The sequence below is a fragment of the Nocardia sp. NPDC004068 genome (genome assembly GCF_042874315.1).
Lineage (GTDB): Bacteria > Actinomycetota > Actinomycetes > Mycobacteriales > Mycobacteriaceae > Nocardia.
Genome location: NZ_JBIAMW010000006.1, coordinates 496,111 through 511,798, shown reverse-complemented (window position 1 = coordinate 511,798; position 15,688 = coordinate 496,111). Strand labels below are relative to the sequence as shown.

Here is a 15,688-nt window from a genome sequence, read left to right as displayed (position 1 = left end):
TCGGGGTGAGGCAATCCAGTGGCAATTGCCGCATTCGTCCCGGATCCCGTTGCGGGACACGACGATATCCGCACGATAGCGCCGACCATATGCCACGCTGAGACCATGATGACGAGTCTGGCCAGCTACTTCTCGGAGATCGGCTCGGACGTGCTGGGGGTGGCCACGTCGGTCGTGCAACTCATCGCCGACCTGCTCGGGGCGGTCGGCACCGGGCCGGGCGGCGCCTACCCGCCCGGGCAGTACCCCCTGGCCTGACCCCTCAGGCCAATTCCTCGATCTTCGCCGCTAGCTCGGCTCCCGTCAGCGGCTCGCGCGCGATAACCGCGATCGTGTCGTCACCCGCGATGGTCCCCACGATCTCGGGCAGCGCCGCGCGGTCCAAAGCGCTGGCGAGGAAGTGCGCCGCGCCCGGCGGAGTGCGCAGCACGGCGATATTGCCGCTGTGATCGGTGGAGACCAGCAGATCCCCGAGCAGTTTCGACAGCCGAGCCGTGCCACCGGTGACCCCCCGCACGGGACTCCCGTCCTCGGGCACGACATAGATCCCCGCACCCCCGTCGGCCGCGCGCAGCTTCACCGCGCCCAGTTCATCCAGATCGCGCGACAACGTCGCCTGGGTGGTCTCGATGCCCTCGGCGGCCAGCAGCGCGGCGAGTTCGGTCTGGCTGCGCACGGCGTGCGCGGTCAGCAGTTCGACGATGCGCTGCTGCCGCCCGGCTCGCGTCCGGGCGATGACCGGTCCGCTCACGCCGGCTCCCCTCGCTTGGCCAGTAACCACACCAGCAGCGCCTTCTGCGCGTGCAGGCGGTTCTCGGCCTCGTCCCACACCGCGCTGTGCGGGCCGTCGATGACCTCGTCGGTGATCTCCTCGCCACGGTGCGCCGGAAGACAGTGCAGCACAACGGCATCGGCGTCGGCGCGGGCCAGCAGCTCGGCATTGAGCTGGAACGGCCGGAACGGGCCGACGCGGTCGCGGCCGTCGTTCTCCTGCCCCATCGACGTCCAGCAGTCGGTCACCAGCGCGTCCGCCCCCGCCGCGGCGGCGATCGGATCGTCGGTCACCCGCACGCTCGCCCCGGTCTCGGCGGCCCGCTTGCGCGCGGCCTCGAGCACCCACTCCTCGGGCACGAAACCCGTTGGGGCGGCGACGGTCACGTCGATTCCGGCCGTCACCCCGCCCAGCAACAGCGAATGCGCCATATTGTTCGCCCCGTCGCCGAGATAGGTCAGCCGCAACCCGCGCAGCTCACCCTTGCGTTCGCGCAACGTCTGGAGATCGGCCAGCACCTGGCACGGATGGAACTCGTTGGACAGCGCGTTGACCACGGGAACCGTTGCGGCCGAGGCCATCTCGTCGAGCCGCCGCTGTTCGAAGGTCCGCCACACCACCGCCTCGACGTAGCGCGACAGCACCCGCCCGGTGTCGGCGAGGGTCTCCTCGCGCCCGAGCTGGGTGTCGCGCCCGTCCACCACGACCGCGTGCCCGCCCAGCTGCGCGATGCCCATCTCGAAGGAGAACCGGGTGCGGGTGGAGTTCTTCTCGAAGATCACCCCGACCCCGCGCGGCCCGTCGAGGGGCCTGCGCGAGAACGGCTCCGCCTTCAATTCCGCTGCGAGCGTGAGGACTTCGAGCTGCTCGGCGGGCGAGAGATCGTCGTCGCGCAGGAAATGCCGAATGGTCACTGGGCTCCCTCCGCCAGCGCGGCATCCAGGATGCCGGGTAGATCGGCCACGAAGTTCTCGGCCTGGGTCTCGGTGAGGATCAGCGGCGGGGCGAGCCGGATGACATCGGGTTTGGCGGGATTCACCAGGTACCCCGCCGCCCGCGCGGAAGCCTCCACCCGAGACGAAACCTGTTGTGTCAGTTGGATTCCGATGAGCAACCCCGCGCCGCGCACATGGTCGATGAGCGGATGCCCGAGATCGGCGATGCCGTCGACGAGCGTCTTGCCCAGCGCCTGTACGTGCGGCAGCAACGCCTCCTCGTCGAGGGTGCGCAGCACCGCCAGCGCCGCCGCCGCGCACACCGGATTCCCGCCGAAGGTGGTCCCGTGCAGGCCGGGGGTGAGCAGGTCGGCGGCCCGGCCCTGCGCCAGCACGGCCCCGATCGGCAGCCCGCCGCCGAGCCCCTTGGCCAGGGTGATGACATCGGGCACGATCCCCGCGGCCTGATGGGCGTAGAAGTGCCCGGTGCGCCCCATACCGGTCTGCACCTCGTCCAGGATCAGCAGCGCGTCGTGCTCGGCGGTGAGCGCGCGGGCGCGGGCCAGGTAGTCCGCGGGCGGCACCACGACCCCGCTCTCCCCGAGGATCGGTTCGAGGAACACCGCGGCCGTCTCGTCGTCCACCGCCGCGGCCAGCGCGTCGGCGTCGCCGTAGGGCACGTGCACGACCTGCGGCGGCATCGGCTCGAACGGGGCCCGCTTGGACGGCTGTCCGGTCAGCGCGAGCGCGCCCATCGTGCGTCCGTGGAACGCCTCCTCACACGCGATGATCTTGGTGCGCCCGGTGAGCCGCGAGATCTTGAACGCCGCCTCGTTGGCCTCGGTGCCGGAGTTGCAGAAGAACGCCCGCCCGTGCCCGTCGCCGAAGTGCGCGAGCAGCCGTTCGGCCAGTTCCACGACCGGTTCGCTGGCATACAGATTCGACACGTGGCCGAGCGTGCCCAGCTGCCGGGTGACCGCCTCGACGACCGCCGGGTGGGCGTGGCCGAGGATGTTGACGGCGATGCCGCCGAGGAGATCGACGTAGCTCTTGCCGTCCGCGTCCTCGACCACCGCGCCCGCGCCGCGCACGAGCGCCACCTGCGGGGTGCCGTAGTTGTTCATCAGCGCGGCCGACCACCGCTGCCGTAGTTGCTCGGTACTCATGGTGTGGTTCCTGACTCGGCGGGGGTCACCATCGTTCCGATGCCTTCCCCGGTGAACAGTTCCAGCAGGACCGCGTGCGGCACCCGCCCGTCGATCACGTGCGCGGAGGGCACGCCGCCCTCGACCGCGCGCAGGCACGCCTCCATCTTGGGCACCATGCCCGCGTCGAGGGAGGGCAGCAGGGCGGCCAGCGCGGCCGCGTCGATGTGGGTGGTCAGCGAATTGCGGTCGGGCCATTCGGTGTACAGGCCCTCGACATCGGTGAGCACCACCAGTTTCTCCGCGCCGATGCCCTCGGCGAGCGCGGCGGCGGCGGTGTCGGCGTTGATGTTGTGCACCACGCCGTCGGCGTCGGGCGCGATGGTCGACACCACCGGGATGCGGCCCGCGGCGATGAGATCGTGCACCGCTTCGGGATTCACGGTGGTGACGTCGCCGACCAGGCCGATGTCGAGCGGTTCGCCGTCCACCACGACGCTGCGGCGGGTGGCGGTGAACAGGTGCGCGTCCTCACCGGAGATGCCGACCGCGTACGGTCCGTGCGCGTTGATCAGGCCCACCAGTTCGCGCCCGACCTGACCGAACAGCACCATGCGCACGACATCCATCACCTCGGGCGTGGTGACCCGGAACCCGCCCCGGAACTCCCCGCGCAGACCGAGTTTCGCGAGCATGGCCGAGATCTGCGGCCCGCCGCCGTGCACGACCACCGGATGCACCCCGACCGTGCGCAGGAACGCCATATCCGCGGCGAAGGCCCGTTTGAGTTCGTCGTCGACCATGGCGTTGCCACCGTATTTGACGACGACGATCTTGTCGCGGAAGCGCTGCAACCACGGCAGCGCGTCGGCCAGCACCCGCGCCTTGTCGAGCGCGGACAGCTCGAACGCGGTCATGAGCTGTAGGCCGAGTTCTCTTCCACGTACCCGTGCGACAGGTCCGTGGTTCGGATGGTGGCCGTGCCCTCGCCCAGGCCCAGATCCACGACGACCTCGATATCGGGCCCGGACAGATCGACCTCCCGCGCACCGGGCGCGCCCGTGCCGTTCACGCAGACCGGACTTCCGTTGAACGACACCGAGATTCGATCCGCCTCCAGGGTGATCGGGGCCATGCCGACCGCGGCCAGCACCCGTCCCCAGTTCGGGTCCGAGCCGAAGAACGCGGTCTTGACCAGCGAGTCGCGCGCGACCGTGCGGGCCGCGACGAGCGCCTCGTCCTCGCCGACCGCGCCGGTGACGGTGACCCGCACCCGTTTGGTGACGCCCTCGGCGTCGGCCATGAGCTGTTCGGCGAGATCGTCGCAGACCGCGAGCACCGCGGCGTCGAGATCGTCCTGGGTGGGAGCGACCGAACTGGCGCCGTTGGCCAGCAGCAGCACGGTGTCGTTGGTGGAGCAGGAGCCGTCGACATCGAGGCGGTCGAAGGTGCGGGCGGTGGCCTTGCGCAGCGCCCGGTCCAATTGCTCCGGGGTGGCGGCCGCGTCGGTGGTGAGCACCACGAGCATGGTCGCCAGCGACGGGGCCAGCATGCCCGCGCCCTTGGCCATACCGCCGACGTTCCACTTGTCGCGGTGGTGGAACGCCACCTCCTTGGGCACGGTGTCGGTGGTCATGATGGCGTGCGCGGCGTCGGTGCCGCCGGACAGCCCGCCGCCCATCTCGCGCACGATCTCGGTGACCGCGGGCAGCAGTTTGTCCATCGGCAGCCGGTCGCCGATCAAACCCGTTGAGCAGACGGCGATCTCACCGGCGCCGGTCTCGGTTCCCCAGTTGCTCAACGCCTTCGCCAGTTCCTCGGCGGTGGCGTGGGTGTCCTGGAACCCGCCCGGCCCCGTACACGCGTTCGCCCCACCGGAATTGAGGATCACCGCGCGCACCTGCCCGCCGCTCAGCACCTGCTGCGACCACAGCACGGGCGCGGCCTTGACCTTGTTGCGGGTGAACACCCCCGCCGCCGAGTACTCCGGCCCCTCACTGAAAACCAGTGCCAGATCGGGCTTTCCGGTGGCCTTGATCCCGGCGGCGATCCCGGCCGCGCGGAAACCCAGGGGTGCGGTCACGCCCTGGTTGCGAACCAGTTTCCCGCCGCTGACGTCGGTCACGGTGCCACTCCTACGGTGGAAAGTCCGGCGGTCTCGTCGAATCCGAGCGCCAGGTTCATGGACTGCACCGCGCCGCCCGCGGTGCCCTTGGTGAGGTTGTCGATCGCACCGATCACCACGAGCAGTCCGGCGTCGGCGTCCACGGCGACCTGAAGGGTGACGGCATTGGAGCCGAGCACCGAACCCGTCTGCGGCAGAACGCCTTCCGGCAGCAGATGCACGAAAGGTTCATCGGCGTAGGCTTTCTCGTAGACCGCGCGCGCCTGCGCCGCGTCCACCGTCGTCGGGGCCGAGCAGGTCGCCAGGATGCCGCGCGGCATGGGCGCGAGCACCGGGGTGAACGCCACGCTCACCTCGGAATCGCTGACGGCACTGAGGTTTTGGATGATCTCCGGCGTGTGCCGGTGCGCGCCCGCGATATTGTAGGCGCGGGCCGACCCCATCACCTCCGACCCGAGCAGCCCCACATCGAGCTTGCGCCCCGCCCCCGATGTCCCGCTCACCGCGACCACATTCACCCGCGGCTCCACGATCCCCGCCGCCACCGCCGGGGCCATCGCCAGACTCGCCACGGTCGGATAACACCCCGGCACCGCGATACGCGTCGCCCCCCGCAACCGCTCCCGCGCCCCCGGCAGTTCCGGCAGCCCGTAGGGCCAACTCCCCGCGTGCGGGCTCTTGTAGTACTTCTCCCACGCCGCGCCATCGGTCAGCCGGAAGTCCGCCCCGCAATCGAGAATCACCGTCGACTCCGGCAACTCCCGCGCGATGGCCGCCGGCTGCCCGTGCGGCAACCCGAGGAACACCACGTCATGCCCGGAAAGGGTCTCCGGAGTGGTCTCCTCCAACACCCGCTCGGCCAGCGGCAGCAAATGCGGTTGCGACTGCCCGAGCGGGGTACCCGCACTCGAGCCCGCGGTCAACGCCCCGATCTCGAGCCGCCCGGATCGGTACGCCGGATGCTGCAACAACACCCGCAGCACCTCCCCACCCGCGTACCCACTGGCACCGGCCACCGCGACCCGTAAGACAGGCCCACTCCCGCTCTCCATGTGATGATTATGCACGAGTGTGCAAGCTCATGCATAGGCGGGTCGGGGTCACCGGCTCCCGGGCGCGAGATCCTGCGTCCCGAGCACACCGAGCAACTCGAGCTGTTCCACCGAGTCCGTCCCCACCGCCTGGGTGAACCACAACAGCCGCTGACGCCCGTCCTCACTGAACAGATTGAGACAGTTGACCTCGAGCACCCCGAGCACGGGATGCACGATGCGCTTGCGATCGTTCCGCCGAACCGCGACCTCCCGCCGCTCCCACAACTCGGCGAATTCGCCACTGCGCGAACGCAATTCCGCGACCATCCCCTCGGCCTCCCCATCCGCCCCGCCCCGCCGAGCGACCGCCGCCGTCAGATCGGCCACGAACGAGCGCGAATGATACGAGTGATCGGCCTCCGGATAGAGCCCCCGAGCCGCCGGATCGGTGAACCAGCGGTAGACGAAACTCGCCCGGAACCCACTCGCGACCGGTGCGGGACCAAGCAGCGCGACGGCCAGCCGATTCTGCACGAGCGTCACATGCAGATCCGTGATCACCTGCGCCGGCGTCGTCGTCAGCCGATCCAGCAGATCGAGCATCCCCGGATGCACATGCGCCGCGGCACTGCCCGCGGGCGGCACCGGACGCCCCGCGAGGTGATAGAGGTGATCCCGTTCATCCCGCGTCAACCGCAGCGCCCGAGCCAGCGCGGCCACCATCTGCTCGGAAGGCTGCGCCCCACTCCCACGTTCGAGCTCGATGTAATAGTCCACCGAGGCCCCCGCCAACTGAGCCACCTCATCCCGCCGCAACCCCGGCACCCGCCGCCGCGGCCCACCCGGCAACCCCACATCAGCGGGCCGAATCCGGTCCCGCCGCGACTTCAGAAACGCCCCGAGTTCGGCCAGGTTCACCTGATCAGTCTGCGCCCCCACGAACAGAACGAGCCAGGGGCTACCAACCCCCGGGTACACAACCACCGGTCCACCGCGCCCGCGCTCTGAGAGTAGAGACCGTCAAGATCCTGGCGAGTTCACATATAAAGATTGTGGCGCATTGATTTCCATTAGAACTCCGCACCAGCGACCATTCAGGCGGCATGCACATATGCCTGAAGCGTCTCACGCATATCATTTGCTCGTCCCGATCCCGGAAAGTGTTTCTCGAGAAGCCCGTCCAGCTGGTTGAGACGTTTCCGCACCCAGGAGAAATGGGCCGACAGCGGCTGAGCCAGTACCGGTTGAACAGCCTCGAGGCTGCCGTCCAGATTGCTCAGACGCGCGTACGCCGACGCCAGGTAGATCTGGCTCAGCATCTCATCCCCAGGCGAGCGCTGGACTTGCCACGCAGCGATAGCGTCGTTGGATGCCTTGACCGACTTCCTGAGGATGCGCTTGTCCTCTGCCCACATCAGAGAGAAGCCGTGGTAGTAGATCTGTTTCGCCGGACTGAAGCTGAACAGCCCCGGAATCTCATCCTTACCGGCTCCGTCCCGCGCACGGTCGGCTTGCTCCAGCAGCTCGAGCGCGCCTTGCGAATCCCCCAGGTTCGCCACCGACGCAGCAAGACCGCACAGCAATCGCGGCTCCGCCGTGCCGGTCGAACCAGTGACGTAATTCAGACCGTCGATCGCAGCGTCCCGGGCTCTCTCGAAGTCCTTGGTGAACCGGAACGCCAGGGCCTGTGTCCCCCGCGACCATGCGCGCAACTGATCATGATTCGCCCGATCGCCGAGCTGAAAGGCAGCTTGCGCGTGTACTCGAGCCGTGTCGGCTTGGCCGAGATCCAACGTCAGGTACGCCAGCACGCCGCACACTCGACCAAGAGCAACGTACAACTCGCGAATCTCCTCGGGACGATGGGCACCGTCCCGTATCCGCCGCATCAGTTCCGAACGAAGTAGCTGCGCTCGAGAAAGCGTTTGGTCGTAGGGCTCGAACCGGGCATTCCTCGCGACATCGATAAGGCCGTCTTGGAGTTCGTCCAGATCCACACCGTCAGGCGCGACCAAGAGCGATTCGGAGTCGCGGCGTGCCTGTTCCAACATGCGCACCGTGTCGGCCGCGCGGGCTCGCTCTCGCTGGTCAGCATCCCACGCAGCTACCAGAGCACCGCCGCCGCCTAGATGGAGGTCCGCCTGCTCGACCCAACCCCGATCCTTCGGCCAACGACGTCCCGCTTCGATGTTGCACAACCACGAGTAGTCCGCGAAGAGAACAGCGGCCAGCTCCCGCAGGCTCAGGCCGCGCGCTTCACGTAGTTGCCGAAGCATCTTCCCAGTGCGTTTCGCGTCCATCCCTGGCAATGCTGCCTTTGCTGAGACCACCGGTTCACGCCCCCGTGTTTTCAGTCCACATATGGCCGATATGGAAACAGCGTAGTGCTTCCGAGCAGGTGTTGGGCGTGATGCTCTGAACATGGCCCCGACGCCATGTGACGCCCTACGCGGCGTCGGGTGCCACCACTTCGCAGGGGATTCAGACAGGGGCCAACGATGGATCGAACGACCAACGCCAATGCGGCAACCACGCCGCCGTCCGTTTTGGACACCGTTCCCGAGGCGTTGACACCCCAACACCGCTACTTCGCGGCGTTGCAGTGCTCCGAACGGCGGGGTGATCATCAGCGGGCCGCCAAATTGCGGACAGCCGGGCCACCGCCCGCCGAACCTCGAGACGGCCTTTTCGGTGCACTGGCTTACTACCGCCACCGGGCCGCCCAAGGCGATCGCGACGCCGCGGATTTCGTCCACCGACATACGTTCTCGGCCGTTCCTCCGCTGCGGGGGTAGGCCGCCGAACCTATAGCCCTGTCTATGCGAAAGATGTTGTAGCAGTGGGTAATTCACTTCGCGAATACGACCCGCGCGATTTCACGCCGTCGCAGGTGAACGCGGTGGTTGCGTTGGGTCGGGCGGGCAAGCCTCAGACGATCGAGCAGTTGGCCAAGGTGGGCAACCAGCGCACGCACGCGGTGCGGAGCACGGTCAATTGGTTGGTGGCGCGCGGGTTGGTGGAGCGGTGGTTTCGTTCGGGGCCGGGGGTGGGGACCGACCCCGAACGATGGATGCTCACCGCCTCCGGGCACAGCCTGTTCCGCACCCTCGGCGCGTATCTGCCCGCTCAGGCCGCCCGCAGGCGAGGCCATCAGCGATGAAAACCCGGCATCAGGGTTCGTTGCCCTTGCTTCGGATTCGATCGGTGCCGGTAACCACAACCGAGCGAAAGGACCTGTGACAGTGAATGTTTCGTACCCGGGCATCGTCACCGGTGAGGCGAGGATGGGGGACTATTCCCGACCGCAGATGACCGTGATCGCGGCGTTGGGGGACGCCGGGGGTCCGCTCACGCTGAAGCAGCTGGCCGGGAACCGGCAGCCGCGCGGAGTCCGCAAGACGGTGAATTGGTTGGTCACCCACGGCTTTGTCCAACCGCATCCCGACAGCACCGCACCCGTCACCGAATGGGTACTGACCAACGACGGGCGCGTCCTGTTCGACCGCATCGTCGAGCGGCGGCAACGCGGAAACAGCAGGAAACGAGCGTGAGCCCCGCGCGTGCCCCCGCACCCGTTACCGGTCCCGCTCTCGTCGACGCCGAGACCCTGGCGGTTGTTGCCAGCGACCCGACCGGCGGCGAGGTGAAAGCGCTCGCCGCCCGCGCCCGCGCCGCCGGATATCGGCTCACCCGCGACCGCCGCGCCCCGCATTGGTGGCTGTTGCGGACGAAATCGACCGGGGCACACGTGCTTTCGGCCTGCGTGCTCGCGCACGTCGAGGCGTGGCTGGACACCTGACACCAACCACCACCGCAGAAGCCCGTATCTCACGAGAAGGACACTGTTTTGCACACTGCCGCAACGATTTCGGACCTTCCGAAGATCATCGACACCAGCGAGCCGTGGATAACCAGCGACCTGTGTCAGTTCGCCATCGCCGACGCCGAGACCAAAGTGTTGCTGCAGGTGGTGTGTCCGGCATGGAACTGTCAAGGCACGGCCCCGGTCGTCGGCAACCGGATCGGCAACCACCATGGCAACAGCGCCGAATTCCAGGTCGTGTTCGGTCCGTGCCAATGGATCGGCACCCAGATCGTCCACATGACCCCGGTAACGCAGTCCCAGCCCGGACCGCTCCCGAACGCCAGCGACTTCCTTGCCGTGTTGAACGGGCACCGGCAGCCCGACACGCCGATATTCGCTCTGGCCGTCGCGATGCGCGAGCACTGGACGCTCACCATCGACGCCTACACCCGAACCGGCGTGTGGGACCCGGCCCAGTTGCGGCAAGTGCGGTTGTTCAGCGATTACCTCGCCGCCGAAGTCCGCGCCGTGCTCGCGGACGGCCCCACACCCGAACCCGACGCCCCCACATCCGGAATCCGCTACGGCGACGAGATTTCCGACCTCACCCGGCTCGTCGTGCTGCTGGCCTTGACCGAGAAAAGCGGCGAAACCCTCGACAAAATCCAGACCATGATCACCGACCAAACCGAATTCCTCAACCGCGCCGTCGACGACATCCGACGCGGCGAAAAACGACTGACCACCACCCAGCCTTACCCGAAACGACCGGAAGGAGGTGGAGGTATAGCCGAATCGACCAGCGGCAAGTAGCCGCCGCAGACCTGTACTACGGGACAGGCACATTCCAGCGGCGTTCGTGCCGGGCCACCACATTCCTTGTGCAGCCCTTCACACAACCGACACGAACGCTGCTGTCTCGCAACAGATTTCACCCGACCCCGACGACAACACCCTTATCCGAGCGAGCGGAGAACCTCCGATGCTCTTGTACGAAACCATGGGCCACGCCACCCACAGAACCGACCTCGGAGACAAGATCGCCGTGTGGGAAGTCGATGGCAGCGGCGTACCGCGGATTCTGTTCCTCCACGACCACACCACCGGCCGCCCCGCCTACCGCTGGCCGGGCACCCCCCTGCGCGGATACCCCAGCGGGCACATCTCGTTCGGCCCCGACACCTACCCCACCCTCGCGACCGCCATCGCGCTTCTCCCCGAGTACGAGGCGACGCTGTGGGAAGCCGTCCGGGCCGAACACCGCGCCACCGACACCAGCCGCGACGAACGGACGAGCTGAATGCAAGCCTGGGAGGCCGACGCCATCTGTCACACCCACCCGCCGGACCCGTGGTTTCCCAACTCGACCGGAGCCCAGCGCAACGCCGACGCCGCCCGAGCCATCGCCATCTGCCGGACCTGCCCCGTGCTGCGACAGTGCGCCGATTTCGCCTTGGTCCACGAAATGCGGGCCGGAATCTGGGGCGGACACGACCTCGGCAACCCCGGCCAACCCCTCAGCGACAGAAAACGCAAAGCACTCGCCAAACCGCAGGACGGACCCTATGAACCTCCCGCGACGCCAACCCCGCCGAGACTTCCCCGACCTCACCGCGCCGCTACCGCCACCACCAGAAGACCTCTGCCGCCGCCTCGCCGCAGCCCTGCACGACTGGACACCCCAACCACGGCCCCCGTCCCCGACCGACCGTGACGGCCCCAGTACCCGAGAATGGACCCCGGAAGAGATCGACCGCATCGCACGAGAGGCAGGACTATGGGCGAATACCGTCCCCACACCGCAGCTGAACTTGCGCGCATGGAGCAGGACCAACACGACCCGAAATGGCTCGCATGGGTCGCACCCGAACTGATGGAAACCCAGCTCCGCAAGTTCCTCACCGACACCGTGCCCGACATGCCCGACGATCCTTGGACCGCCGAAGGACTGGCACAGGCCGAATGCGTCGCTTTGGAACTGTTCCCGACGATGCAAGCGACCAGATCGCCCGAAAACCGCGACGTTGCCGATCAATTCCACAGATTCATCGGTGAGGTATTCCGTCGAAATTTCGAAGGAAGTTGGTACAACGTCCCTTCATTCGATGACAGCCAAGGTACCCACGGCTTCGGTCCTGTCATCAAACTTCCGTTCGCGGAATTCTACTTCACGGTAATACAGCAGCTGACAACTGTCATCGACAGACACACCGGAAAACAATGGGCGTGGATTTATGCGCAGCAGCAGAAGAACTATGACGACTGGAAGAACAGCGGACGTCTTCCCCTTTCGGAATGGCAAGCGCTCAAACAGGCACGGTAGCGCCGCGCCCGACGTTTCGGGGAAATGATGCCCGAATGGAACGACAATCTGGAACAGCAATACCGCCGCTACGGCGGGAACAAGTGGATGCAAGGATTGCCCGCCCGGAGCCGTGAGAACTGGCTCAAAGCGAGAAGTCAATGGATCAGGGCGCGTGAGGTGGGCAATCGCTTCCGTGACGGCATGGCCGCCCTGAATGGGCAAACGCCCCAAAACGGCTACAAGAAAGAGGTTCGCCTCCAGACGTCGCTCGGCGTCAGGGTCGCTGATATCGCCAACCCGGACAGTGCGAGAACCATCGAGTACAAATCCGGGGGAATGGAGAAATCGACAGCCTTGGCGCAATTAGCCAAAGATGAAGAACTTATCCAGTTCGGCTGGAGTTCAACTTGGACAATAGTTGAAGGCGCGCGAATCGACAAAGAAGTCCAGGAACGCATTAGGGAACTTCAAACCCGATACCCCGGACAATTCGTCGTCCGGGAAGTAACACGCGAACAACTCCGCATAGCGCTCACTGTTGCCAAGAATCTGGAAAAGAAGCAGAAGGCGAAAGAGAAGGAAGCGCGACAACTCGAGAAGGCGCAGGAGAACCGCCGCAGGCAGGCCGAGAAGGCAAAAGAGCTTGCCAAGCAGAAAGAAGCTCTCACCCGCACTGTCCAGCAAACAACACAGCAGCTCGCCGTTGCTCAGGAGCAAAGTTTGTCCGTCGATGCCGCGACCGTCGCCGAAGCGCACCAGTCGGCGAAGGATCAGCTTCGGTCGGTCCGCAAGGCCGAGCGCGGCCAAACCAAAGACATGCTGCGAGAGATCGGCGTTCAGGGCGAACACGCCCGCGCTATGGAACAGATCCTTGCCCAGGGCCGGGAGAACCAGCGCCAGGAGATCGTCCAAGGTATCGAGGCCATTGGCCACGCCGCCGCCCGGGAGGCGCAGGCCCAAGCCGCCCGCGAAGCCGCCCTCGCCTGGCAGCGCCAACAAATGGAGCTGGCGAAACAACGCGGCTACGCCCCCGAACTGCAAGCCATCATGGAATTGATGAACCAAGGCCGACCCGCCCCCGGCGTCGCCCTGCCCGGCGCACCAGCCGAGGCCCCCGAGGTCACCCGCGACGGCCGAGCCAAACAACACGCCCTCGAACTGGCCAAGCAACAAGGCTTGGACCCCCGCGGACTGCGCTAGCCCCCGCTCGAACAGTCCCAGCCGCCGCGACGACCACCGGTGCCGGATTCGGCGGCCTCCATACCCGGGTCCCTGCACCCGGGGATGCCGCCCGCTCGCGTCGCTGATCAGGCGGGAGAACCGATCCATCCCGCGAAATCCGTTGTGCCGCAGTCTTGTTGGTTCCTGTGTAGAGATGCGAAGAAGTGAGAGACCCCCGGCAGAAGAAAGAAAAAAGAAGCGGGAAAGCCCAACGAAAGAATTTGCCGAATTTCCCCTCTACAGAATCAAGAGCGGCGCGCAAGCGCGCCGCCCGGGGCGTCCGCCCTACCGCTCCGCTCCCGGGCGGGCGCCCTGGCGCAAACCCAGAGTAAGTACCTGAACCGCTGCGACGGCACTTACATGCCCGTGAAGAGATGCGGGGGTACTGCCGCGCCCCTCCGGGGCTTGCCACCGAAACCCTCGCGGACGTTCGGCCGGAGGCCGTTTGTCCGTCCGCGGTCGTCAGACACTAGCTCAGAGGTGTCAACACCACGAAATTGAACACGCGATCCATGGGCACGTGCCAATGATTCTCATACGCAGGTCGTCCATCAACTTCTCCATGACGGAGCCATAGGGTGACTCCAGGTGCCTTTCCCTCTCGGACTACTCGATAGTTCAACAACTTAACCTGATAGTTCGCACCGGTAGCTTCATCACCATTCTGGAAATAGCGGCCAATATCCGCTGGGCTGAGTTCATCTGCCCGAACAGGTGTCAGTTCAACCTTTCCCCGAGTGTAAGGGCCGCTCTGGGTCAGGTCGATTTCAAATGTCTCCGTCCGCCTTCCTTCCGGAAGCGATGCATACTTGCTCGGATCGGCGATAAGTTCAGCAGCAGCAGTATCCGGTGCTGCTTTCGTTGTGGCATCTTCAGTGATCGTAAGTTCTGCGTCAAATGTAATTTTGACATTCTCGACATATGCATCAGTCGCTGGCGTTTCCGCCCATTCGATCTTGGTCAACCAGACCCCCTGGGGGTCGGTGACTATAGGAATAATATCCAAAATGCGGCCGGGTTGTTGATATCCATTCTTAGACCGTACGATGAGAGTCCCTCGACTCGATTGCGAGAGATCTCGACCATGTATGTTCCGTTCGGCGGAGCTGGGGTCGTTCGTCATCTAACCAACCTCACTTCCTGAACTTGGCACCAGTTTTGGCGCGGTCGCGGCGAGGTAGCCCACAGTAGGACCAGAGTCGAACATATGTGCGCCCCTCTCGGTGAGGGATACTACACCTTGTGCCAGCAAATCTGAGGACCACTACATGTGGCGTGTCGCGCTGTTTGCTAGTTCAAAGGTGTGTCTGTGGCCGTTGAGGAGTGCGTTACCGACATGTGACCCCCGCCAGCTGAGCCACCTCATCCCGCCGCAACCCCAGCACCCGCCGCCTCGGCCCACTGGGCAACCCCACATCAGCGGGGCCGAATCCGGTCCCGCCGCGACTTCAAAAACACCCCGAGTTCGGCCAGGTTCACCCACAACCAGTCTCCGCCCCCACGAACAGAACGAGCCAGGGGCTACCAACCCCCGGGTACACAACCACTGGTCCACCCACGCCCCTACCCGCAGAGTAGACACAGTCACCGATCGGAAGGGAGCACCTCATGACCCCCAAAGTCGCCATAGTCACCGGCGGCTCCCGAGGCATAGGCCGCGCGATCGTCACCCGCCTGGCCGCCGACGGTTTCGCCGTCGTCGTCGGCTACGCCGGGCGTAAGGATCGCGCCGACGAGGCGGTCGCCGCCGTCGAAGCCGAAGGCGGGCAAGCCGTGGCCGTCCAGGCCGACGTCGGCGACGAACACGCCGTCTCGGCCTTGTTCGACGCGGCCGAAACAACCTTCGGCGGCATCGACGTAGTCGCCCACGCGGCCGGAAAGATGATCCTCACCCCCGTGGCCGACCTCGCCCTCACAGACCTGGACACCCTGTACCACACCAACATTCGCGGCACCTTCGCCGTAGCCCAACAAGCCGCCCGCCGCCTGCGCCCCGGCGGCTCCCTCATCATGTTCTCCACCTCGGTCGTCGGCCTGGCCTTCCCCGAGTACGGCGCCTACACCGCCACCAAGGGCGCGGTCGAGGCACTCACCCTCATCCTGGCCCGCGAACTCCGCGGCCACGACGTCACGGTCAACACCATCGCCCCCGGCCCCACCGCCACCGACCTGTTCCTCGACGGCAAGGACGAGCAGACCATCGCCCGCCTCGCCGCCCAACCCCCACTCCAACGCCTCGGCACCCCCGAGGACATCGCCCACGTCGCCGCCTTCCTCGCCTCCCCCGAAGGCCACTGGGTCGACGGCCAAATACTCCGCGCCAACGGCGGAATCATCTGACCCCCA

Annotated in this window: 19 protein-coding genes; 10 read left to right on the top strand and 9 right to left on the bottom strand. The window is 66.3% G+C overall.

Annotation, left to right across the window (positions count from 1 at the left end; translation table 11 throughout):
• The first annotated feature begins 105 nt into the window (after positions 1 to 105).
• Entirely contained in the window at positions 106 to 258 is a 153-nt protein-coding gene (locus ACFYTQ_RS18595) for a hypothetical protein (RefSeq protein ID WP_387362209.1), read from the top strand.
• A gap of 4 nt (positions 259 to 262) precedes the next feature.
• On the opposite strand, the gene ACFYTQ_RS18590 is transcribed toward ACFYTQ_RS18595, so the two are convergent.
• The 8 genes from ACFYTQ_RS18590 to ACFYTQ_RS18555 form a co-directional block, all read right to left on the bottom strand.
• Positions 263 to 751, bottom strand: coding sequence for an arginine repressor (locus ACFYTQ_RS18590; RefSeq protein WP_387362207.1), 489 nt, complete (start codon positions 749 to 751; stop codon positions 263 to 265).
• Entirely contained in the window at positions 748 to 1,686 is a 939-nt protein-coding gene (gene argF, locus ACFYTQ_RS18585) for an ornithine carbamoyltransferase (RefSeq protein WP_387362205.1), read from the bottom strand. Before argF ends, ACFYTQ_RS18590 begins: the two co-directional genes overlap by 4 nt.
• Entirely contained in the window at positions 1,683 to 2,873 is a 1,191-nt protein-coding gene (locus tag ACFYTQ_RS18580; protein WP_387362203.1) for an acetylornithine transaminase, read from the bottom strand. The genes argF and ACFYTQ_RS18580 overlap by 4 nt, the downstream gene beginning before the upstream one ends.
• The gene (gene argB, locus ACFYTQ_RS18575; RefSeq protein ID WP_387362201.1) at positions 2,870 to 3,769 is read right to left on the bottom strand and encodes an acetylglutamate kinase; all 900 of its coding nucleotides are present in this window, start codon (positions 3,767 to 3,769) and stop codon (positions 2,870 to 2,872) included. Before argB ends, ACFYTQ_RS18580 begins: the two co-directional genes overlap by 4 nt.
• Positions 3,766 to 4,977, bottom strand: coding sequence for a bifunctional glutamate N-acetyltransferase/amino-acid acetyltransferase ArgJ (gene argJ, locus ACFYTQ_RS18570; protein ID WP_387362199.1), 1,212 nt, complete (start codon positions 4,975 to 4,977; stop codon positions 3,766 to 3,768). Before argJ ends, argB begins: the two co-directional genes overlap by 4 nt.
• A complete protein-coding gene (gene argC / locus ACFYTQ_RS18565; RefSeq protein ID WP_387362197.1) occupies positions 4,974 to 6,029 on the bottom strand; it encodes an N-acetyl-gamma-glutamyl-phosphate reductase in 1,056 nt (351 codons plus the stop codon). Before argC ends, argJ begins: the two co-directional genes overlap by 4 nt.
• A 48-nt stretch (positions 6,030 to 6,077) precedes the next feature.
• Entirely contained in the window at positions 6,078 to 6,929 is an 852-nt protein-coding gene (locus ACFYTQ_RS18560; protein ID WP_387362195.1) for a helix-turn-helix transcriptional regulator, read from the bottom strand.
• Between the two features lie 176 nt (positions 6,930 to 7,105).
• Complete coding sequence (locus ACFYTQ_RS18555; protein WP_387362193.1) at positions 7,106 to 8,311, bottom strand: multiprotein-bridging factor 1 family protein; 1,206 nt, start codon at positions 8,309 to 8,311, stop codon at positions 7,106 to 7,108.
• A gap of 539 nt (positions 8,312 to 8,850) precedes the next feature.
• Here ACFYTQ_RS18555 and ACFYTQ_RS18550 point away from each other — a divergent pair.
• From ACFYTQ_RS18550 to ACFYTQ_RS18515, 8 genes are all read left to right on the top strand, one after another.
• Positions 8,851 to 9,171, top strand: a complete 321-nt coding sequence (locus tag ACFYTQ_RS18550; RefSeq protein WP_387362191.1) for a MarR family transcriptional regulator — start codon at positions 8,851 to 8,853, stop codon at positions 9,169 to 9,171.
• A gap of 82 nt (positions 9,172 to 9,253) precedes the next feature.
• On the top strand, positions 9,254 to 9,562 hold the full coding sequence (locus ACFYTQ_RS18545) for a hypothetical protein (RefSeq protein WP_387362189.1): 309 nt from the start codon (positions 9,254 to 9,256) through the stop codon (positions 9,560 to 9,562).
• A complete protein-coding gene (locus ACFYTQ_RS18540) occupies positions 9,559 to 9,810 on the top strand; it encodes a hypothetical protein (protein ID WP_387362187.1) in 252 nt (83 codons plus the stop codon). Before ACFYTQ_RS18545 ends, ACFYTQ_RS18540 begins: the two co-directional genes overlap by 4 nt.
• A gap of 48 nt (positions 9,811 to 9,858) precedes the next feature.
• Complete coding sequence (locus ACFYTQ_RS18535; protein ID WP_387362185.1) at positions 9,859 to 10,629, top strand: hypothetical protein; 771 nt, start codon at positions 9,859 to 9,861, stop codon at positions 10,627 to 10,629.
• Between the two features lie 169 nt (positions 10,630 to 10,798).
• Positions 10,799 to 11,116, top strand: coding sequence for a hypothetical protein (locus tag ACFYTQ_RS18530; protein ID WP_387362183.1), 318 nt, complete (start codon positions 10,799 to 10,801; stop codon positions 11,114 to 11,116).
• Positions 11,117 to 11,530 (top strand): WhiB family transcriptional regulator, encoded by a 414-nt coding sequence (locus tag ACFYTQ_RS18525; RefSeq protein ID WP_387362181.1) that lies wholly within the window; start codon positions 11,117 to 11,119, stop codon positions 11,528 to 11,530.
• Positions 11,531 to 11,593: 63 nt separating this feature from the next.
• Positions 11,594 to 12,139: a hypothetical protein gene (locus ACFYTQ_RS18520; protein ID WP_387362179.1), complete on the top strand. Its 546-nt coding sequence runs from the start codon at positions 11,594 to 11,596 to the stop codon at positions 12,137 to 12,139.
• 24 nt (positions 12,140 to 12,163) lie between these two features.
• Complete coding sequence (locus ACFYTQ_RS18515) at positions 12,164 to 13,321, top strand: hypothetical protein (RefSeq protein ID WP_387362177.1); 1,158 nt, start codon at positions 12,164 to 12,166, stop codon at positions 13,319 to 13,321.
• Positions 13,322 to 13,811: 490 nt separating this feature from the next.
• Here the strand turns inward: ACFYTQ_RS18515 and ACFYTQ_RS18510 are convergent, their stop codons facing one another.
• Entirely contained in the window at positions 13,812 to 14,306 is a 495-nt protein-coding gene (locus ACFYTQ_RS18510; protein ID WP_387362175.1) for a hypothetical protein, read from the bottom strand.
• 644 nt (positions 14,307 to 14,950) lie between these two features.
• On the opposite strand from ACFYTQ_RS18510, the gene ACFYTQ_RS18505 reads away from it, so the two are divergent.
• Positions 14,951 to 15,682, top strand: coding sequence for an SDR family oxidoreductase (locus ACFYTQ_RS18505; protein ID WP_387362173.1), 732 nt, complete (start codon positions 14,951 to 14,953; stop codon positions 15,680 to 15,682).
• The last annotated feature ends 6 nt before the right edge of the window (positions 15,683 to 15,688 follow it).

Excerpts from the sequence above, each read along its gene's own strand:
- ACFYTQ_RS18595 (WP_387362209.1), top strand. The coding sequence starts at position 106 with ATGATGACGAGTCTGGCCAGCTACTTCTCGGAGATCGGCTCGGACGTG.
- ACFYTQ_RS18580 (WP_387362203.1), bottom strand. The coding sequence starts at position 2,873 with ATGAGTACCGAGCAACTACGGCAGCGGTGGTCGGCCGCGCTGATGAAC.
- argB (WP_387362201.1), bottom strand. The coding sequence starts at position 3,769 with ATGACCGCGTTCGAGCTGTCCGCGCTCGACAAGGCGCGGGTGCTGGCC.
- argC (WP_387362197.1), bottom strand. The coding sequence starts at position 6,029 with ATGGAGAGCGGGAGTGGGCCTGTCTTACGGGTCGCGGTGGCCGGTGCC.
- ACFYTQ_RS18555 (WP_387362193.1), bottom strand. The coding sequence starts at position 8,311 with ATGGACGCGAAACGCACTGGGAAGATGCTTCGGCAACTACGTGAAGCG.
- ACFYTQ_RS18530 (WP_387362183.1), top strand. The coding sequence starts at position 10,799 with ATGCTCTTGTACGAAACCATGGGCCACGCCACCCACAGAACCGACCTC.
- ACFYTQ_RS18525 (WP_387362181.1), top strand. The coding sequence starts at position 11,117 with ATGCAAGCCTGGGAGGCCGACGCCATCTGTCACACCCACCCGCCGGAC.
- ACFYTQ_RS18520 (WP_387362179.1), top strand. The coding sequence starts at position 11,594 with ATGGGCGAATACCGTCCCCACACCGCAGCTGAACTTGCGCGCATGGAG.
- ACFYTQ_RS18515 (WP_387362177.1), top strand. The coding sequence starts at position 12,164 with ATGATGCCCGAATGGAACGACAATCTGGAACAGCAATACCGCCGCTAC.
- ACFYTQ_RS18505 (WP_387362173.1), top strand. The coding sequence starts at position 14,951 with ATGACCCCCAAAGTCGCCATAGTCACCGGCGGCTCCCGAGGCATAGGC.